At 66.1% G+C, this 19,285-nt stretch carries 14 protein-coding genes and 1 tRNA gene; 7 read left to right on the plus strand and 8 right to left on the minus strand.

Annotated elements, in window-relative coordinates; translation table 11 throughout:
• Positions 1–14 precede the first annotated feature (14 nt).
• Positions 15–860 carry an S-formylglutathione hydrolase gene (fghA, locus tag BHE75_RS07395; RefSeq protein WP_302622701.1) on the plus strand — a complete coding sequence of 282 codons (846 nt, stop codon included), beginning with the start codon at positions 15–17 and terminating at the stop codon, positions 858–860.
• 53 nt (positions 861–913) lie between these two features.
• Here the strand turns inward: fghA and BHE75_RS07400 are convergent, their stop codons facing one another.
• The 5 genes from BHE75_RS07400 to BHE75_RS07420 form a co-directional block, all read right to left on the minus strand.
• Complete coding sequence (locus BHE75_RS07400; protein WP_070933491.1) at positions 914–2,320, minus strand: cytochrome P450; 1,407 nt, start codon at positions 2,318–2,320, stop codon at positions 914–916.
• Between the two features lie 47 nt (positions 2,321–2,367).
• Positions 2,368–3,777 (minus strand): cytochrome P450, encoded by a 1,410-nt coding sequence (locus BHE75_RS07405; protein WP_084653002.1) that lies wholly within the window; start codon positions 3,775–3,777, stop codon positions 2,368–2,370.
• An 85-nt stretch (positions 3,778–3,862) separates the two neighbouring features.
• Positions 3,863–5,284 carry an aldehyde dehydrogenase family protein gene (locus BHE75_RS07410; RefSeq protein WP_070935591.1) on the minus strand — a complete coding sequence of 474 codons (1,422 nt, stop codon included), beginning with the start codon at positions 5,282–5,284 and terminating at the stop codon, positions 3,863–3,865.
• Positions 5,285–5,297: 13 nt separating this feature from the next.
• Positions 5,298–6,176, minus strand: coding sequence for an SDR family NAD(P)-dependent oxidoreductase (locus tag BHE75_RS07415; RefSeq protein ID WP_015459943.1), 879 nt, complete (start codon positions 6,174–6,176; stop codon positions 5,298–5,300).
• 52 nt (positions 6,177–6,228) lie between these two features.
• Positions 6,229–6,897, minus strand: a complete 669-nt coding sequence (locus tag BHE75_RS07420) for a TetR/AcrR family transcriptional regulator (RefSeq protein ID WP_254684387.1) — start codon at positions 6,895–6,897, stop codon at positions 6,229–6,231.
• Positions 6,898–7,011: 114 nt separating this feature from the next.
• Here BHE75_RS07420 and BHE75_RS07425 point away from each other — a divergent pair, with 114 nt between their 5' ends.
• From BHE75_RS07425 to BHE75_RS07435, 3 genes are all read left to right on the plus strand, one after another.
• Complete coding sequence (locus BHE75_RS07425) at positions 7,012–7,728, plus strand: SDR family NAD(P)-dependent oxidoreductase (RefSeq protein ID WP_070935593.1); 717 nt, start codon at positions 7,012–7,014, stop codon at positions 7,726–7,728.
• On the plus strand, positions 7,718–8,740 hold the full coding sequence (locus BHE75_RS07430; protein ID WP_070933494.1) for a 50S ribosomal protein L11 methyltransferase: 1,023 nt from the start codon (positions 7,718–7,720) through the stop codon (positions 8,738–8,740). The genes BHE75_RS07425 and BHE75_RS07430 overlap by 11 nt, the downstream gene beginning before the upstream one ends.
• 76 nt (positions 8,741–8,816) lie before the next feature.
• Positions 8,817–8,893 (plus strand) — tRNA-Pro (locus tag BHE75_RS07435).
• 1,052 nt (positions 8,894–9,945) lie between these two features.
• Here the strand turns inward: BHE75_RS07435 and BHE75_RS07440 are convergent.
• The 3 genes from BHE75_RS07440 to BHE75_RS07450 are packed head-to-tail and all read right to left on the minus strand — an operon-like array spanning position 9,946 to position 14,482.
• On the minus strand, positions 9,946–11,199 hold the full coding sequence (locus BHE75_RS07440) for a spinster family MFS transporter (RefSeq protein WP_070933495.1): 1,254 nt from the start codon (positions 11,197–11,199) through the stop codon (positions 9,946–9,948).
• Positions 11,196–12,080 (minus strand): alpha/beta fold hydrolase, encoded by an 885-nt coding sequence (locus BHE75_RS07445; RefSeq protein ID WP_070933496.1) that lies wholly within the window; start codon positions 12,078–12,080, stop codon positions 11,196–11,198. Before BHE75_RS07445 ends, BHE75_RS07440 begins: the two co-directional genes overlap by 4 nt.
• 20 nt (positions 12,081–12,100) lie before the next feature.
• Positions 12,101–14,482: a TonB-dependent receptor gene (locus BHE75_RS07450; RefSeq protein WP_070933497.1), complete on the minus strand. Its 2,382-nt coding sequence runs from the start codon at positions 14,480–14,482 to the stop codon at positions 12,101–12,103.
• A gap of 110 nt (positions 14,483–14,592) precedes the next feature.
• Here BHE75_RS07450 and BHE75_RS07455 point away from each other — a divergent pair, with 110 nt between their 5' ends.
• The 3 genes from BHE75_RS07455 (at position 14,593) to BHE75_RS07465 (ending at position 18,436) form a co-directional block, all read left to right on the plus strand.
• Entirely contained in the window at positions 14,593–15,225 is a 633-nt protein-coding gene (locus BHE75_RS07455) for a TetR/AcrR family transcriptional regulator (RefSeq protein ID WP_070933498.1), read from the plus strand.
• Between the two features lie 153 nt (positions 15,226–15,378).
• Positions 15,379–17,772 carry a membrane-bound PQQ-dependent dehydrogenase, glucose/quinate/shikimate family gene (locus BHE75_RS07460; protein ID WP_254684388.1) on the plus strand — a complete coding sequence of 798 codons (2,394 nt, stop codon included), beginning with the start codon at positions 15,379–15,381 and terminating at the stop codon, positions 17,770–17,772.
• Positions 17,773–17,884: 112 nt separating this feature from the next.
• Positions 17,885–18,436, plus strand: a complete 552-nt coding sequence (locus BHE75_RS07465; protein ID WP_084653467.1) for a TnsA endonuclease N-terminal domain-containing protein — start codon at positions 17,885–17,887, stop codon at positions 18,434–18,436.
• The last annotated feature ends 849 nt before the right edge of the window (positions 18,437–19,285 follow it).

Below are 19,285 nucleotides of genomic sequence, written 5' to 3' on the forward strand. Positions count from 1 at the left end.
AAAGGGGCCGGGCAATGACGATCGAAACCCTGTCGAGCAATCGCAGCTTCGGCGGTATCCAGAGCGTGCATCGCCATGCCTCGGCCGAAACCGGCACCGACATGGTCTTTTCCGTCTTCCTGCCGCCGCAGGCGATCGCGGGGGAGAAGCGGCCGGTGGTGTGGTATCTTTCGGGCCTCACCTGCACGCATGCCAATGTCACCGAGAAGGGGGAATATCGGCGGGTCTGCGCGGAACTGGGCCTGATCTTCGTCGCGCCCGATACGTCCCCACGCGGGGAAGGCGTGCCGGACGATCCCGACGGCGCCTATGATTTCGGGCTGGGCGCGGGCTTCTATGTCGATGCGACCGAGGCGCCCTTCGCCGCCAATTATCGCATGCGCAGCTATGTCGAGCGCGAGCTGCCGGGGCTCATTGCCGGGCATTTCCCCGCGGACATGGGGGCGCAGGCGATCATGGGGCATTCGATGGGCGGCCATGGCGCGCTGACGATCGGGCTCCGCAATCCGGCCGCCTATCGCAGCATCTCCGCCTTCGCGCCGATCGCGTCGCCCATGCGCTGCCCCTGGGGCGAGAAGGCGCTGGGCGGCTATCTGGGACCGGATCGTGCGCGCTGGCGGGATTATGACGCGACGGCCCTGATCGAGGACGGCGCGCGCGTCGATGCGCTGCTGGTCGACCAGGGCGAGGCGGACGCTTTCCTGGAAACCCAGCTCAAGCCCGAGCTGCTGGCCGAGGCGTGCGATCGCGCCGGCATCCCGCTGACGCCACGGATGCAGCCGGGCTATGACCACAGCTATTATTTCATCTCCACCTTCATGGAGGATCATCTGCGCTGGCACGCCCGGCGCCTTGGCTGAAATAGCCCCATGCCCCCTCCCGCAATGGGAAGGGGGCATGGGCGCAGGCGCGATCAGATGCCGCTGGGCCGCCGTTCGCCGATGACCTTGACGGCGAAGTCCATGGCCGGCCCCGGCGTGGGCGCAGTCTTGGTCTTCAACTCGTAGTTCGGATGCGGCAGGGCGAGATCGAGCCGGTGGAAGATCCGGGCGATGCTCATCGCCATCAGCACCTCGGCCAGGCCCTGGCCCAGGCAGGAATGCGGGCCGCGCCCGAAGGGGGAATAGGCGCCCTTCTGGAGATGCTCCGCGCGGGGGCGCTGATACCGATCCACATCGAACTTGTTCACATCAGGGAAGAATTCCTCCATGAAGTGCGGCACGCTGGTGCCGATATAGATCATCTCGTCCTTGGGGATGGTGTAGCCCGCATATTCGAAGTCGAAATTGGCGACGCGCATCTGCGCCACGGCGATCGGCCAGAGCCGCATGGCTTCCATCACCGCGCCGTTGATGACCGGCAGCTTGCGGATATCGTCCTCGTTCAGCGTTTCCTTGGCGAACAGCTCGTCCGCCTCGGCCTGGACGCGGGCCAGCACCTCGGGATTCTTGAGGACGCCGTAGATGCAGGCGGCCATGGTGTTGGCGGCGGTATCGAGCCCGGCGACATAGGGGCCGGTGACGGTGAGGATCAGGTTCTGATCCGGCATGATATCCTTGTCGTCCAAATTGGCGCGGATGATGTCCGTGATCAGGTTCTTGGGCGCGGTGCCGTCCGCCACCTTCCGCTGGAAATCGGCGATCATGGTGTGGCCGAGTTCCTCCACCCGGCGGCGCGCCTTACGGAAGCGGGGATCGTGCAGCATGATCTTCGGCCGCTGGCGCGTGACGAGCACGTTCAGGATGGTGAGGATCGCGAAGCGGATATCCTTCACATATTCCAGCGGGGCCTGGCCGGTGAGCAGCATGCCGAGCTGTTCGACCACCATATATTGCATCGCCTCGACCACGGGGATGTCGGTGCCGACATCCCAGCGGCGGCCGATCGCGCGATCGGTGATGTCGCGCAGATTGTCATACTGGCCCTGCACCGCCTCGCGCGAGAAGCCTTCGCGCATCAGGGTGCGCAGCTTGATGTGCCGTTCGCCATCGGTGCTGGTGATGGTTTCGGTCGCCCCATATTCCTTGATGAGGCCTTCCCAGAATTCCTTCGAGCGGAGCGCGTCGCGGCCCTCGCGGGTCGTCATGAAGGTGGCGGATTCCGGCCCGGCGATGACGATCGATTCGCGGCCGAACACCTTGATCCGGAACACCGGCCCATGTTCGCGATAGCAGCGGACGAAGAAGGCGGCGGGGTCCTTCGCCATTTCCAGCGTGTTGCCCAGAAAGGGAATGCCGGGGACCACCGGAATCTCGCTGGCAGGGCGTGCCCTGGGCGCCGGACTGGCGTCATTCGTCGGCTTTTCGAGAACCGTTGCCATCAAACGTCTCCTTTCAATCGCGGCCCTTCCGAGGGGCCTCTGTTCGTTCAGGCGAGGCCGGGGCGGCGTTCGCCGAGAATGCGGATCGCGAAATCCATCGCGGGGCCGGGACTGGGGGCCGTCTTGGTCTTCAGGACATAATCCGGCGTCGGCAGCGCCAGATCGAAACGGTGGAACACGCGCGCGATGCTCATGGCCATCAGCACCTCGGCAAGTCCCTGGCCCAGACAGGAGTGCGGCCCGCGGCCGAAGGGCGAATAGGCGCCCTTCTGGAGGTGTTCGGCGCGCGGGCGCTGATAGCGGTCCACATCGAACCGCATCGGATGGGGATAAAATTCCTCCATGAAATGCGGCACGCTGGTGCCGACATAGAGCATGGAATCCTTGGGGATGACGTAGCCGTCATATACGAAGTCGAAATTGGCGGCCCGCATCTGGGCCACGGCGATCGGCCAGAGCCGCATGGCTTCCATCACCGCGCCGTTGATGACGGGCAGCTTGCGGATATCCTCCTCGCCCAGCGCTTCCTTGGCGAACAGATCGTCCGCCTCGGCCTGCACGCGCGCCGTGATCTCCGGGTCCTTCAGGATGCCGTATATGCAGGCGGCGATGGTGTTGGCGGCGGTATCGAGGCCAGCGACATAGGGGCCGGTGACGGTGAGGATCAGGTTCCGATCCGGCATCAGATCCTTGTCATCGCGATTGGCGCGGATGATGTCGGTGATCAGGTTGTCCGGCGCGGTGCCTTCGTCCAGCATGCGCTGGAAATCAGCGATCATCCGGTGGCCAAGCTCGTCCACGCGCGCCCGCGCCCGCTTGTAGCGCGGGTCCTTCAGCATGATCTTCGGCCGCTGGCGCGTGACCAGCACGTTCAGGATGGTGAGGATCGCGAAGCGGATATCCTCGACATAATCGAGCGGCGCCTGGCCGGTCAGGATCATGCCGAGCTGCTCGACGATCATATATTGGATCGCGGAGACGACCGGCAGCCGGGAGCCCACCTGCCAGCGGCGCGCGATCGCGCTGTCGGTGATGCGGACCAGATCGTCATACTGGCCGTGCACCGCCTCGCGCGAGAAGCCCTGGCGCATCAGCGTGCGGAGGCGAACATGGCGTTCGCCGTCCACGCCGTTGATCACCTCGGTCGCGCCATATTCGTCGGCGACGCCCTGGTTATATTCCTTCGACCGCAGGGCATCGCGGCCCTCCCGCGTCGTCATGAACAGGGCGGATTCGGGGCCCGCAATCACGATGGATTCGCGGCCGAACACCTTCACCTTGAAGACGGAGCCATATTCGCGATAGCAGCGCAGGAAGAAGGCGGCGGGATCCTTCGCCATTTCCAGCGTGTTGCCGAGGAAGGGCACGCCCGAGACAAGGGGGATCTCGCTCGCCGGACGCGCAAGCGAAGGATCGCTCGTTTCCGGCGCCATTGGTCTTTCGAGTAGCGTGGCCAAGACAACCTCCTGTCTATCCGGCCGGTGCCGGCCCGCCCCGGCGCCACCGGCGGCGGCATGGGGCGAACCGGCGATATCGGCCCGATCAGGGCATCAGCAGATGCTCCACGAACATCGCCGCTTCCTTCGGGAAGGGCGGGTAGAACATCGGCGCGCCCTGCGCGGGATCCAGTGCATCCTCCACGACCGCGCGGCCGTTCGAGAATTCCTGGAAACCGGCCTTGCCCCCCAGCCGGCCGATGCCGCTGTGGTTCGATCCGCCGAAGGGCAGGGTGGGGATGTTCGCCTGGATCGCCGCATTGTTGACGGCGGCCGAGCCCGAACGGGTATGATTGATATACCAGTCGGCCGTCTCGCGATCCTGGGTGAAGACATAGAGGCCGAGCGGCTTGGGCCGCTTGGCGATCTCCTTCACCGCTTCCTCGCGGGTGGAGAAGCTGTGGACGGTCAGCACCGGGCCGAACACTTCCTCCTGGAAGATCTCCATATCCTCGGTCACATTGTCGAGGATGGTGGGCGAAACGAACCGGGTCGCCGGGTCCACCTCGCCGCCCATCAGCACGCGCGCGCCCTTGGACACGGCATCGTCGATCAGCGCCTTGATGCGGAGCGTATGGCGCTCGTTGACGATGCGCGGCAGATCCTCCGAGCTTTTGAAGCCATCGCCGTTCGGATTGTAGAAGGCGGTGATCTTCTCCTTCAGCTTGTCCACATAGGCATCCTTGATGCTTTCATGGACCAGCAGATAATCGGGGCACAGGCAGACCTGGCCGGCGATCAGGTGGCGGACGAAGGCGATCTTGGACCCGGCATCCTCCAGATCGGCATCGCGTTCGATCACGGCGGGGTTCTTGCCGCCCATTTCCAGCGTGACGCCGGCGAAATGGCGGGCGGCGGCTTCCATCACCAGCCGGCCGACGCGGTTGTTGCCGACATAGCAGATGTGGTTGAACGGCAGCTTCAGCAGCGCCTGCGCCACTTCCGGGCCGCCGGTGATGACGGCCACATCATCCGCGAGGCCGGCCTTCTCGATCACCTGGCGCACCATCTCGGCGGAAAGCGGCGCCACCTCGGACGGCTTCAGCACCACGGCGTTGCCGGCGGCGATCATGCTGATGAGCGGGGAGAGGCTGATGAGCACCGGGGAGTTCCAGGTGGACAGGTGCAGCACCACGCCCTTGGGTTCCCAGTGGATATAGGCCTTGCGCCCCTGGAGCATCGGCACATCCTCGACGGCCTCGTTGCCCATCCAGCTTTCCAGCCGCTCGCAGAAGAAGTTGATCTCCTCCTTCAGCGGGATGAGGTGGAGCTTGCCGTCCATGCCCAGCTCGTCATGGCCGGCCTGGCCGATTTCGGCGCGCAGTTCGTAGACGGCCTGGTAGAGCGCGCGCAGCTTGGCGATGCGTTCGGCGGCGGTGGTGCGGGCCAGCGCGGGGGCGCGGGCCTGCAGCCTGTCGAAGACGTCCTGATAGGGATTGGCTTCGGCGACGGGGGAATATTGGTTCATCTCGGCCAACTCCTCACATCATGTCCGGAATGGCGGGCTGGCGACGCTCGATCATGTCGTCATACCGCTTGCGGATCGCGTCCTTGGTCTTGTCGGTCAGCGGCAGGATGTAGAAATCGTCGCGCAGGATCGACTGATAGACCTCCTCGGCGAAATCCTCCGGCTTGGTCAACGGCACTTCATGGCCGATCAGCATCTTCATCGCCGCCTGGAATTCGTCGACATTGTTGATGCCGGCGCCCGACGCGATGGCGGGATCGTCATATTCCTTCTGCAGATTGCGGTGCGAGCTGAACAGGTTGGTGTCTACCACGTGCGGGCCGGGGAAGAGGATCGCCGCGCGAACCTGCGTGCCCGAGAATTGGAGCTGGTAGGAAAGCACCTCCATCAGCGCGATCAGCGCCGCCTTCGACGCCGAATAGGCCGCGCCCGACGGCGGGAAGACGATGCCCGCGCCCGAGGATGTCGCCGCGATCAGCGCTTCCTCGCCCTGCGCGATCAGGGTGGGCATGAAGGATAGGACGCCGTTCAGCGGCCCGAAGAAGTTCACGTCCATCGCCCAGCGATAGGCCTTTTCGGGCGTATCCCAGATGGTGGGGCCGCCGCCGCCGCCGACGCCGGCATTGTTGAACACCAGATGGACCTTGCCATATTCGGCCAGCGCGCGATCGCGCAGCGCGTCCACCTGCTCGCGCTTGGAGACGTCTGCCACCTGGCCGATCGCGGTGCCGCCGGCGGCCTTCACCTCGGCCACCGCGGCTTCCAGCGCGTTCGCTTCGATATCGGAGAGGACGACCTTCGCCCCGGCCCGCGACAGGCGGAGCGCGAGCTGCTTGCCGACCCCGCTGGCGGAGCCGGTTATTACCGCGACCTTATCCTTCAAATCCTGCATTTGCCTTCATCCTCTCATTTGATGTCGTTGGCAGGCTGACGGGGGGAGGGGATCAGCCCTCAGGCAGAGCCTCCCCGCGTTCGCGCGCGATCTTTTCAATCAGTGGAACGATCAACCGGTCGATTATGGTCTCGGTGTCGGTCGAATAATGTTGTGCCTGGGCGCGGATCAGCGGCAGCTCCTCCGCCGCATAATGGGTGAGCGCCGCCTGGACGCGCGCGGTGGAGGAGCGGCCCCGTGCGCGGCTCGCCCGCTCGCGGCAGATCGCCACCGCGCCGGCGATCGCCAGCGCGCCGATATGGCTCTGTATCTCCAGCGCCTTTTCCGGGGTGAAGCCGCGCGTCACCATGCCCTGCAGGAACCGCTCGGCCACCTCCAGCTCGACCTCCGGCCCCAGGCCCGCATCGATGAACTGGACGATGATCTGCGGATAGCGGACGAGCTGGTCCTGGATGGCATGGGCGAAGGCGGCGATATATTTCGACCAGTGCAGGTCGCTCGCCTCGTCCATGTCGAGCGAGGAGACCTGTCGCGCGGCCGCCAGCTTCAGGAGCTCGTCGCGGCTGCCGACATATTGGTAGAGCGTGGCGGTGCCCACGCCGAGATGTTCGGCAAGGCGTTTCATGCTGATGGCGGCCAGGCCGATGTCGATCGCGGCGTCGATCACCATATCCCGGGTGAGCAGGCGTGGTCGGCCGATCGAGCGGCGGGGCGTAGGCATTTCTCGAATCACATTCGGATACTCGTTCGGAAAGCTCGGGACGTCAACCCCGTCGCGCCACGATCCGGCGACAGGGCCTTCCCAGACGGCCGGTGTCGTCCTATCGGCATGGCCATGTCCATTCATATTCTCCTGACCGGCGCGAGCCGGGGTATCGGCGCCGCCATCCGCGAAAGCCTGGGCGGGCTGCCGGACGTCCGCGTGGTCGGCCAGGCCACCCGTGCGGCGGACGCGCAAACGATCGCCTGCGACTTCGCCGATCCCGATGCGCCTGCGCGGCTGTGGGGCGAAGCGCTGGAACGGCTGGACGGCCGGATCGACGTGCTCATCAACAATGCCGGCATCTTCGAAGCCACGCCGATCGGCCTGCCCGACGCCGAATGGCGCGCCGGCTGGGAGCGCACCCTGCAGGTGAACCTGCTCGCCGCCACCGATCTCTGCCGCGGCGCGGTGCTCCATTGGCAAGAGCGGAAGGCCGGTGGCCGCATCGTCAATGTCGCCAGCCGCGCGGCGCACCGTGGCGACAGCCCCGATCATTGGCATTATGCCGCGTCCAAGGCCGGGCTGCTGGCGGCGACCAAGACGATCGCGCGCGCTTATGCCCGGCAGGACATATTGGCCTTCGCCGTCTGCCCCGGCTTCACCATGAACGGGCCGGCGGAGGAATATATGGCGAGCCGCGGCGGGGACAGGCTGCTGGCGGATATTCCGCTGGGCCGCGTCGCCATGCCGGAGGAGGTGGCCGAGGCCGTGCGTTTCCTCGCGCTGGAGGCGCCCGCGTCGATGACGGGGGCCGTGATCGATATCAATGGAGCAAGTTATGTCCGCTAAGCAACCGGTCGCCCGCAGGGGCCGCAGGGTCCCCGCGGCGGAGCCGAAGGGCGACGGCGTGATCGGCTTTCCCTTCGATGCCCCGCGCGAGGGAAGCTGGAAGCTGACGCTCCCCTGCACCAAGGCGGAGGCGGAACTGCTGGCGGACGACGTGCCGGCGCTGGCGCTGATCGATCCGATGCCGACGATCATGACCAGCGAGCCCGATCCGGCCCGGCCGGACGACTGGCAGCTCGATGTCTATTTCGAAGGGCGGCCCGACGATGCGGCCGTGGCGCTGGTCCGCTCGCTCGTGCCCAGCGCGGACGGCGTCGAGCCGGTGATCGCCCATATTCCCGAGGAGGATTGGGTGACGCTCTCGCAGGCGGGGCTGGAGCCGATCCACGCCGGGCGCTTCCACGTCCGCACCCCGGCCGCGACCGAGGCGCCGCCCGAAGGATCGATCGCCTTCACCATCGAGGCCGGCCGCGCCTTCGGCACGGGGCATCATGAAACCACCGCCGGCTGCTTGCTGATGATCGATCGGCTGAAGCGCAACGGCCGCCGCTTCACCGACATCGCCGATGTCGGCACCGGCACGGGGCTGCTCGCCTTCGCCGCGCTGGCGGTATGGCCGCGCGCGCGGGTGATCGCATCCGACATCGATCCCGTCGCGATCGAGGTGACGGCGGAAAATGCGGCGGTGAACGGCATTCCGGCCAGGAAAGGCATGATTGGGCACGGCGCGGGCCGGATCGAGCTGGTGACGGCGCCCGGCCTCGCCCATCGCCGCCTGCGCGCGCGGGTGCCCTATGATCTCATCATCGCCAATATCCTCGCCGGCCCGCTGATCGAACTGGCGCCGGTGCTGGCGGGCGCGCTGCTGCCGGGCGGGTCGCTGATCCTCGCCGGCCTGCTGGATCACCAGGCCGATGCGGTGGCGTCCGCCTATCGCCGGCAGGGCATGCGGCTGGCCGACACGATCGTGCGCGGCGACTGGCCGACGCTGCGGCTGGTGAAGCGCCATCGATGACTTTGCCGGCCGCCGGGGCGGCGGATGACGGATTGGGCTTGCGCCCGCCGATCCACCGCCGCTAAGGCCGGCATGTCGGGGAGTAGCGCAGCCTGGTAGCGCATCTGCTTTGGGAGCAGAGGGTCGCAGGTTCGAATCCTGTCTCCCCGACCATTTTCAAGCGACGGGATTTCCACCACTTTTCCCCGCGCTGGTCGATCAGACCTCCCCTTCGTCCGGGGATGAGCCCGCCTCCAGCTCGAGCCACTCCGCTTCGCTGCGAGGAATGATGGCTTTGGGTTTCCGCCGGAACATCCGCTTCAGCCATTGTCCGATTGCGGCGCATATGGTCCGAAAGGCGAGCCCTGAGTGGCCCCTTGCCTGAGATGTCGGCTCGCCAAGGGGAGATGGTTCGTTTCCGCTCGATGCTTGAAGCGCCGTATCTTTGCGCTCGCGAGCGCTGGCGCCATCTCCGTCGCTTTCCTCAGATGCGGCATAAGCGGTTTGTGTATTGGACATGATCCCAGACCCCCCGCTTATGAAGCCAGGCATGCCTTGGCGGGCGGAATGCCACCGCTCAGGCCGATATCCTTGGCCCGGTCAAATTCGGTTGTGACGCCCACGTCGATGAAAAGCGCGTTCGCTGTCCGCATCTATGGCCCCTCATTCTTTCATTGAGAGGCTTCCCGGACCAAGGCCCGGTGTTCGCATCCCCGCGCAGGTCGAGGCTTTGCCGTCGTTGGGCAGAGCCTTGGACATGCGCGACAGCCATCCGGCCGGAAAACCGACCGGCCCATGGCAATGGTTACGACGCCCCCCGCAGCCCGATTTGCGGAGCTGCCTCATCTTGATGGCAAAATGTCCGAACGCCGTAAATAGAGATATGGAAGATGTGGCTGCCAAAGGGCGGAGTCGTGTCGCGATATCTATCGGAAGGAATATTGGAGGCGCGGATATGAATGGGAGTATNTCAGCTTATTGAGAAAGTGAGGCCCCCGAGATGTGGTGGCAAGGGGGGCTAAAGAATTCTGAGAATGGTAGCCGTGGAGCGACTGTTCCTCGGTGGTGAGAAAAGTTTCTTGACCGAAACGCTGTGTCTGGAATTGCCAGGTCGCGATATCGCCGGGTGATTGCGGATCAAGGGCCCGTGGCCTCCTCGGGGCTTCGCCTGCCTTTATCCGGCCATTGGTTCGTTCCGTAGGGGCTTTCGGTCCGGGGTGGCGCCGTCAGGCCGGCAGGTCGCCGATCCAGTCCCGGCGGAGCCGGGGGCCGGCCAGTGCCATCAGCGCCGCCGCCAGCAGGTAGAGCGCCAGCGAATAGAGCATCGAATGGCGGAGCGCTTCGCTGCCGTAGATCGGGGCCAGCGCGTCGGAGAGGGCGCCGAGGGCGTAGATGCCGCCGCCGAGGCCGATCAGGTTGTTGATCAGCAGGAACAGGGCCGAGGCCGTCGCGCGGGCCGGCGGCGTCACGAGATGCTGGATGGCGGCCAGCACCGGCCCCAGCCAGACATAGGCCATGGCCTGCGGCACGAGGAACAGGATGAAGGCGAGGCGCACGTCGGCGCTGTAGATGCCGATGGCGAAGAGCGGCACGCCGATCAGGAAGGCTGAAGCCGGCAGATAGGCGAAATAGGCGCGATCGCGCGAGCCCAGCCTGTCGCCCAGCCACCCGCCGAGCAGCATGCCGGCCACGCCGCCGATCAGCAGCACCGCGCCGATGAAATAGGATGTCTCCACCAGATCGAGCGCGAAGCTGCGCTGGAGCAGGCTGGGGAGCCAGAAAGCCAGCCCGTAGCCGAGCATCGAGCTTGTCGCCGCGCCGAAGGAGAGCAGCCAGAAGGAGGGCTTGCCCGCCAGCAGCCGGGCGGTGGCGAGCAGGCGGGGCGCTTCCCCGGCGGCATCGGCGGCGACCTTCCTGTCGCGGACGAGGAACTTGAACAGCGGCGCGATCAGGATGCCGGCGCAGCCGACGGCCAGGAAGGCGGCCCGCCAGTCGACCGTGGCGGCGATATAGCCGCCGGCGAGGACGCCGGCCGCCGAGCCCAGCGGGATGCCGAGCGAATAGACGGAAAGCGCGAAGGCGCGGCGATGGCTAGGGAAATAATCGCCGATGAGGGCGTAGGACGGGGCGACGCCGCCCGCCTCGCCAATGCCCACGCCCAGCCGGGCGATGAAGATGTGCCAGAAATTCTGCGCGAAGCCGCAGAGCGCGGTGAAGCCGCTCCAGCAGATCAGCGAAAGCGTGATGACCCAGCTGCGGCGCGTGCGATCCGCCAGCCAGGCGAGCGGCACGCCGAGGGTGGAGTAGAGGAGCGCGAAGGCGACGCCGCCGAGCAGACCCATCTGGCCATCGGACAGGCCGAGATCGTGCTGGATGGGGGCCGCCAGGATGGCCAATATCTGCCGGTCGACGAAATTGAAGATGTAGACGACCAGCAGCATCGCCAGCACGACATTGGGCCGGGACGGCTTGGCGTTCATATCGATCCGTCCGGCAGGCCGCGCAGCCAATGTTCGATCGCATCGAGCGCGGCCGGCTCGTCGAGCAGGGGCGCATGCCCCCGCGACGGCACCTCGACATGGGCGAACGGCCCGCCGTGGCGGCGCGCCATCTCCGCGACGGTGGCGGGGGAAAGAAGGTCGGAAAGGGCGCCGCGCACCACGAGCACCGGCGTGGCGGACAGGGCATCCCAGAGCGGCCAGAGATCGGGCGGGATCGTGCCGGGCTCGTCGCCGCCGATGCTGCCGGCGATGGCGGGATCGTAGGCGAAGCGGACGGCGCCGTCCCCATCCTCGCGGCAGGTGCGGCGGGCGAAGGCGAGCCAGTCCTCCGCCGTGAAACCGGGAAAGGCCTCCGCATTGATCGCGGCGCAGCGCGCGGCCGCCTCGGCCCAGTCCGCGAAGGCCGCGCCCGGCCCGACATAGCCCTGGATGCGGGCGAGGCCCGCGGGTTCCAGGCGGGGGCCGATATCGTTGAGGGCGATGGCCGATATGCGATCGGGCTGCATCGCGGCCATCATCATCGCCATCAGCCCCCCCATGGAGGTGCCGATCAGGGTCACCTTATCCACGCTCAGCCCGTCCAGCAGCGCGAACATGTCCGCCGAATAGATATCGGGCCGGTAATTGCCCGGATCGGCATCATGATCCGAAAGGCCGCGCCCCCGCTGGTCCGGCACGATCAGGCGGTATCGCCCGGCGAGATGCCGGGCCAGCGGCTCGAAATCGGCGCTGTTGCGGGTCAGGCCGTGCATCAGCAGCAGCGTGGGCCCTTCGCCCGGGTAGATGCGGGCGAAGAGCTCCAGCCGGCCGCACGCGCTGCGATAGCGGTGCGGCACGAAGGCGGTGGGATCGATCGTCACGAAGGGGCGCCGCGACCGCGTCAGAAATTATAGGTCGCGGTCACGAAGACCTGGCGCGGGCTGCCGTAAAAGGCGGTCAGCGTGCCCTCCTTGCCGAGCGTCGGGATAAGGTTGCCGTTCGGCGCCGTTCTGAGCGCCCCGGTGACGGGATCGGCATCGAGGAAGGTATAGCCCGACGTCTTATACTGCTTGTCGAGGAGGTTGCGGCCGTGCAGCCCGAGGCTCCAGCGATTGGCCGGCGCGGTATAGACCAGGCTCGCATCCCACAGCGCATAGCCCTTCTGGTCGATATAGGGGTTGGGGATTTCGAACTGGTAGGTCTTGCTGCGGTAGGACACGGTCGAGCTCAGGCTGATCTCGCCATCGGCCAGGGGCGCGGCATAGGTGAAGGTGCCGCTGCCGGTCCATTTGGGCGTGTTCTGCACCTTGCGGAAATCGGCGACGTCGACCGGGCCCTGGCCGGGAACCTGCGTCACATATTCCTTATATTTGGCATCGATGTAGCCGAGCGAGCCGGAGAAGGTGATCCTGTCCCCCGCCATCGCCAGATCGCGGCCGAGGCGGGCGGTCGTCTCAAGCTCCAGCCCCTGGAAGCGCGCCTTGCCGGCATTGGTGATGACGCCGCAGAAGGTGGGGACGCCGTTGACCACGCAGCCCGACGATCCGGGGATCTGCACGTCCTTGTAATCCATGCGGAAGGCCGCGAGCGCCACATAGAGCGCCCCGTCGAGCAGGTTGCCCTTGTAGCCGACCTCGTAGCTGTCCACCGTTTCCGGGCGGAAGCTGAGATAGGCGGCGATTTCCGAATCCTCGAGCACGCCGTCGCGGTTGAGATCGGGCGCGTTCACGCCGACGCCGCGCGGATCGAAGCCTCCGCCCTTGAAGCCCTGCGAATAGCTCGCATAGATATTGTGATCGCGGCTGGGCTGGTAGCTTACCGAGACGCGCGGGGTGAATTTGTTGAATTTCCGGCTGCCGTCGAAATCGGTGCCCGGCGCGCCGAGCGGCAGGCCGATCCCGCCGAACACCGGCGATCCGCCGCCGAGATAATTCTGGCGGAGAATATAGGCGCTGCGCTTGTCCCAGGTGTAGCGGCCGCCGGCCGAAAGGCTGAGCTGTTCGGTGAACTTGAAGGTGAAATCGCCGAAGATCGCATAGGTATCGGTATCCACATCCGCCTGGGTGAAGGCGGTGAGGCCGGGGAGCAGTATCGGATCGGACGTGAACAGCCGCACGTCGAACTGGGTATCGGCCTTGGCGGACAGATAATAAGCGCCGATGAGGCCGGTCAGCGGGCCGCCATTGTCATATAGCAGCTGGAATTCCTGGCTGACCTGTTCGTTGCGATAATAAGCCGGGACGTCCACGTCGACGGCGGCCAGCGCATCGAAATCGATCGGCGAGGCGCTGTCGTCCTTGCGCCAGCCGCTGATCGACCGCAGCGTGAAGCCGGCGCCGAGATCGGCGGTGACGTTCATGGAGAGGCCATATGCCTCCACATCCTGCTTGGGATCGTTGAGCGCGCCTTCGCTGTCATACACGTCCGACAGGACCGGCGTGCCGGAAACCAGCCCCGGGATCAGGCGGTGCCCGCCGCGCGGATTGCTCTTGTCCTTGGTATAGTCGCCGGAGATGCGGATCTCCACCGGCGCGCCATGGCCGCCCACTTCCAGCGTGCCGCGTGCGCCCCACACATCCTTGTTGTAATTGTCGAGGCCGGTGGTGAGGTTCTTGCCGAAGCCCCCGCGCGAAAGCCTTGCCAGCGAGGCGCCGACGCGGACGATCGAGCCGATCGGCGCCGAAGCCGTGACGACGCCGTCCGCCTGATCGTAGCTGCCGTAGCTGCCCTTCACCTTGAGCGAGAATTCCTCCGGCAGCGGCTTGGTAACATATTTGACCGCGCCGCCGATGGTGTTGCGGCCGTAGAGCGTGCCCTGCGGACCACGCAGTACCTCGATCCGCTCGACATCGTAGATATCGAGCACGGCTGCCTGCGGGCGGTTGAGATAGACATCGTCCAGATAGATGCCGACGCCCTGTTCGAAGCCGGAGACCGGGTCCTGCTGGCCGATGCCGCGGATGAAGGCGGACAGCGTGGAGTTGGTGCCGCGCGAGGTTTCCAGCGTGACGTTGGGCGTGGTGAGGCCGATATCGGTAAGATCGATGGCGCCGGCCTTTTCGAGCTGCGCGCCGCTGAAGCTGGTGACGGCGATCGGCACGTCGATCAGCCGTTCCTCCCGCCGCCGGGCGGTAACGATGATGGCGGCGTCGGCTTCGTCGATCGAGACGGTCGGTTCGATCGATTGCGCCTGGGCCGTGCCGCCGGAGGCGAGGCCCGACGCGACCAGCACCGCCGCAAGACCGATATTTGCGCCACGCACGAGAAAACGGGCCTTGCCCATCGCATCACTCTCCCTGGTTTCGTTCTATTTGAGGGAGCTATATTGATAGTTGAACCATCTTTCAATATGGCTCGTTGCCATAGCATCGGTCAGCGGGTAGCTGTGTCTTCATGACCACATCAGAACCGTCCTCCGGGCCCGTCGGAAACAAGGTTCCGCGCACGGAGCGGGGGCGGCAGACCCTGCGCAAGCTGCTGGACGCCGCGGCCATCGAATTTGGCGAGAAGGGGTTTCACGAAGCCTCGATCATCGGCATCACCGGCCGGGCCAAGACTGCGCTGGGAACCTTCTACACCTATTTCGATTCCAAGGACGAAATCTTCCGCGCGCTGGTGACGGACCTGAGCGATCGCGTGCGATCCACGGTGGGCGCGGCGCTGACCGGCAGGGCGGACGGCGGCGCCCTGGAGACCGAGCGCGAGGCGCTGGCGGCTTTCCTGCGCTTCGCCGGCGAGCATAAGGAAATCTACCGGATCATCGACGAGGCCGAGTTCGTCGACCCCGCAAGCTATCGCAGCCATTACGAATCGACCGCGCGGCGCATCTTCGAACGATTGCAGGCCGGCGGCCGATCGGGCGAGCTGCGCACCGATCTTCAGGAAGCCCATGCCTGGGCGATCATGGGCATGAACGTGTTCCTGGGCCTGCGCTACAGTATCTGGTCCGAAGAATTGCCGGCGGATCAGGTCGCCGAAGTAGCCCGATCGATATTGAAGGACGGCATTACCCGGCCTTCGTCCTGACTGGTTCTGCCCGTCATTTTCGGGCGTCCGCATTAATCGTTTGATATTTGGCGAACATCTTCACAAGATACTGCGCCCGATAGGGCATGTTGCGCGGCCAGATTTTGCGGGAGGCGTCGATCGCGTTCCCGCGCATGCTTCGGGAGCCCAGCCATGCGCCTGCTTGCCCGCCTGTTCGCCGCGATCCTCCTCCTGATCGGACTGGGCCTTGCGCTTGGCGGCGCATGGCTGGCCGCGCTGGGCGGATCGCCTTATTATCTGCTGGTCGGGCTGGCCTATATGGCGGCCGCCTTCCTGGCATGGCGCGGGCGCGCGGCCGCCCTGTGGCTGATGGCGGCGATCATGGCGGCGACGCTGGCCTGGGCCTTGTGGGAGGCGGGGCTGGATTATTGGGCGCTGTTCCCGCGCCTGATGGCGCCGCTGGCGCTGACGGGGCTCGGCCTGGCCTTCCTGCCTTCGCTGGTCCGCACGGGTGCGCGGAAGGCGGCTTATGCCGGCGCGGGGGCCTGCGGCATCGCCTTCGCCGCCCTGTTCGCCTTCGCCTTCGTGCCGCATGGCGCGATCATGCCCGCGGCCGGCGCGGCCTATCCGGCGAGCAGCGGCAGCAACGGCCCGGACAATTGGACCTCCTACGGCAAGACGACCGAGGGGCTGCGCTACACCGCTTATACCCAGATCAACCGGGAGAATATCAGCAAGCTGCGCCCGGCATGGACGTTCCGCACCGGCGACAGCGGCCCCGGCATCGACCAGAACACCCCGCTCCAGATCGGCGACACGCTCTATACCTGCTCGCGCAACAACCGCATCGCCGCGATCGACGGCGACAGCGGCAAGCCGCGCTGGACCTTCGATCCCCAGGCCAGGTCGCCGATCTGGCAGCGCTGCCGGTCGCTGGCCTATTTCCACGACGATGCGAGCGCGGCGGACGCGCCCTGCGTCGACCGGATCATCGCCACCACCATCGATGCCCGCCTCTTCGCGCTGGATGCCCGCACCGGCGCGCGCTGCCCCGGCTTCGGGCAGGACGGCATGGTCGCGCTCTCGCAAGGCATGGGGCCGATCAAGCCCGGCTATTATTTCCAGACATCCGGGCCGCTGGTGGCGCGCAACCTCATCATCATCGGCGGCTGGGTGGTCGACAATCAGGAGGTGGGCGAGCCTTCCGGCGTGATCCGCGCCTTCGACGTGCGCAGCGGGGAACTGGCCTGGGCCTGGGATCTCGGCAATCCGGCCATCACCAAATTGCCGCCGCCGGGGCAGACCTATACGCGCGGCACGCCCAATATGTGGACCACCGCCGCCTATGATGACCGGCTGGGGCTGATCTACCTCCCGCTCGGCAACGCCACCCCCGATTATTACGGCGTCGGCCGCGCGCCCTGGGCGGATGCCTATAATGCGACGCTCGTGGCGCTCGACGTCGCCACCGGGCGGGAGCGGTGGAAGTTCCAGACCGTGCACCACGACATCTGGGATTATGATCTGCCGGCCCAGCCCGCGCTCATCGACGTGGCGGACGGCCGCGGCGGCAAGGTGCCCGCCTTGCTGCTGTCCACCAAGCGCGGCCAGCTCTTCCTGCTCAATCGCGCGACTGGCGCGCCGCTGGCGGAGGTGGCGGAAAAGCCGGTGACGCAGGTGGGCGCGGCGCCAGGCGAGCGGCTCTCGCCCACCCAGCCTTATTCCGTCGGCATGCCGGTGATCGGTGCCATGCGGCTCAGCGAGAAACGGGCGTGGGGCATGACGATGTTCGATCAGCTCGCCTGCCGCATATCCTTCCGCCAGCATCGCTATGATGGGGATTTCACCCCGATCGGGCTCAGGAAGGCGCTGGAGCAGCCGAGCAATGTCGGCGGGCTCAACTGGGGCAGCCTTTCGGTCGACGTCGCGACCAACCGGGTGTTCATGAACGATATCCGGACGCCCGCATCCTACCGGCTGGTGCCGCGCGCCGACTATCCCGCTTACTCGAAGAAGGTGCCGAGCGACGGCACCGGCCACGGCCCGTCGCCGCAGGCGGGCACGCCCTACGGCATGGGCACGACGCTGTGGATGAGCGGGCTGGGCGTCCCCTGCGTGCAGCCGCCCTTCGGCACCATCACTGCCATCGACCTCGACAGCCGCAGGATCGCCTGGCAGGTGCCGGCCGGCACGGCGGAGGAGCTTGGCCCGCTGGGCCTGAAGCTCGGCCTGCCGATGCCGATCGGCATGCCCACCTATGCCGGCACCTCGGTAACGGCCGGCGGCCTCCTCTTCTTCGCGGGCAGCCAGGATTTCTACCTGCGCGCCTATGACACCGCCACCGGACGCGAGCTGTGGAAGCATCCGCTGCCGGTGGGATCGAGCGCGACGCCGATGACCTACATCTCCCCCCGGACGGGGCGGCAATATGTGGTCGTGTCGGTAGGTGGCGCGGCCCATTCCGAGGCGGTGGGCGATTATGTGATTGTCAGTTTCCAAGGTTTCGTGAATCGGCGAGAGCCGAAACATGAGTCTTCGTGCGGGCTTCTCCCCGCGATAATATCCAAGGTTTGTGAATCGGCCTGAAAATGTCCAAGGTTGTGCGAACTGAGTCGCATGCAACTTTGGAGGAAAATTGAGGCGCGTTCCGCTCAGCCATCGGTCGCATGTGACTGGCTTCAACGCCGTGCCGACAGGCATGACGGNGCACGAGAGCGCGCNCGAACGCGACTTCGTCACGCTGTCGAGCTTCGCCGATCGCGATGCGAAGANCACGTCGCAGCCGATCACGATCCGGTTCGAGCATGATGGTGATAGGCGACGATACACGCCCGACTTCCTGTTGGAATGGAGCGACGGCCGCTCGGAACTGGTCGAGGTCAAATATCGGGCGGACCTGCGCGCGGGANGGAAGCGGTTCAGGCCGGCGTTCGCGGCGGGGCGGCGCTGGATCAGGGAGCGCGGTGGAAGCTTCCGGATCGCGACCGACCGGACAGTCCGATGTCCTGCACTGGATGCCGCGAAGCGCCTGCTGCCCTTGCGGAGCGCCACTCTCGATCCTGATCTTGCGAAAACCACGCTGGCGATGGTGCGGACGTTGCGAGATCCGACCTTCCAGGAGTTGGCGAACGCGATGCCGGCGGCGCGGGAAGAAGCGCTTGGCGTGATCTGGCGCATGATCGCACAAGGTATGCTGCGCATCGACGTGTCGGCGCCGATCGTGCCGGCGACACGGATCGGCCTGCCATGACACGGCCGCACCTGCTGAACGTAGACGAGGATGCCTGGGCGGAAGCCCGCCGTTGCTTGCCGGTAGTCAGGATGCTCGCCAACAAGGCCGACCGGACCCGCGCCGAGGTCGAAGTCGCCGCGCGCGAACTGGGCTATGGGCCGACCCATCTCTACAGCCTGTTGCGTCGCTATCTGGACGATCCCCGCCTTACNAGCCTCCTGCCGCGTGCGAGAGGGCCTGCGCCGGGGGGAGCCTTGCTCGATCCGGCGGTTGATACTGTGATCGAAGAGGTAATCGACAGCTNCNACTTGACCCGGCAGCAGCCCCTGATCGCCGACCTTGTGAGGGTCGTTCACGAACGCTGCCATCAGGCCGGCCTTCCGGTGCCGGGCCGCAATACGATCGCTCGCCGGGTAGAGAAGCGTCCCGCCGCCAAGGNGCTCGCCGAGCGGCGTGGCCGCAAGGCTGCGCGCGATCGCTATGGTCCCGTCACCGGCNCGCTGGTCGCGGAATACCCGCTGTCGCTGATCCAGATCGACCATACGCTGGTCGACGTGATCGTGGTGGACACCGAGACGCGGGAGCCGATCCAGCGGCCCTGGCTGACGCTGGCGATTGACGTGGCGACGCGATGCGTGGCGGGCTTCCACCTGTCGCNGGAGCCGCCGTCGGCAACTTCGGTGGCGCTGTGCATCAGCCATGCGGCACTGATGAAGGAAGGCTGGCTGGCGGCGCGGGGCATCGNGGATGAGTGGCCGGTCTATGGAATCCCCGAGCGGCTGCACCTCGACAATGCCAAGGAGTTCAGGTCGGAGGCGCTCAGGCGCGGCTGCCAGGAATATGGCATCGACATCGATTATCGGCCCG

The organism is Edaphosphingomonas haloaromaticamans (assembly GCF_001853345.1).
In the GTDB taxonomy this organism is placed as follows: Bacteria; Pseudomonadota; Alphaproteobacteria; order Sphingomonadales; family Sphingomonadaceae; genus Sphingomonas_E; species Sphingomonas_E fennica.

What these genes read in the sequence shown, in the direction of transcription:
- fghA (WP_302622701.1), top strand. Translation starts at nt 15, where the DNA reads ATGACGATCGAAACCCTGTCGAGCAATCGCAGCTTCGGCGGTATCCAG.
- BHE75_RS07400 (WP_070933491.1), bottom strand. Translation starts at nt 2,320, where the DNA reads ATGGCAACGGTTCTCGAAAAGCCGACGAATGACGCCAGTCCGGCGCCC.
- BHE75_RS07410 (WP_070935591.1), bottom strand. Translation starts at nt 5,284, where the DNA reads ATGAACCAATATTCCCCCGTCGCCGAAGCCAATCCCTATCAGGACGTC.
- BHE75_RS07415 (WP_015459943.1), bottom strand. Translation starts at nt 6,176, where the DNA reads ATGCAGGATTTGAAGGATAAGGTCGCGGTAATAACCGGCTCCGCCAGC.
- BHE75_RS07420 (WP_254684387.1), bottom strand. Translation starts at nt 6,897, where the DNA reads ATGCCTACGCCCCGCCGCTCGATCGGCCGACCACGCCTGCTCACCCGG.
- BHE75_RS07425 (WP_070935593.1), top strand. Translation starts at nt 7,012, where the DNA reads ATGTCCATTCATATTCTCCTGACCGGCGCGAGCCGGGGTATCGGCGCC.
- BHE75_RS07430 (WP_070933494.1), top strand. Translation starts at nt 7,718, where the DNA reads ATGTCCGCTAAGCAACCGGTCGCCCGCAGGGGCCGCAGGGTCCCCGCG.
- BHE75_RS07440 (WP_070933495.1), bottom strand. Translation starts at nt 11,199, where the DNA reads ATGAACGCCAAGCCGTCCCGGCCCAATGTCGTGCTGGCGATGCTGCTG.
- BHE75_RS07450 (WP_070933497.1), bottom strand. Translation starts at nt 14,482, where the DNA reads ATGGGCAAGGCCCGTTTTCTCGTGCGTGGCGCAAATATCGGTCTTGCG.
- BHE75_RS07455 (WP_070933498.1), top strand. Translation starts at nt 14,593, where the DNA reads ATGACCACATCAGAACCGTCCTCCGGGCCCGTCGGAAACAAGGTTCCG.
- BHE75_RS07460 (WP_254684388.1), top strand. Translation starts at nt 15,379, where the DNA reads ATGCGCCTGCTTGCCCGCCTGTTCGCCGCGATCCTCCTCCTGATCGGA.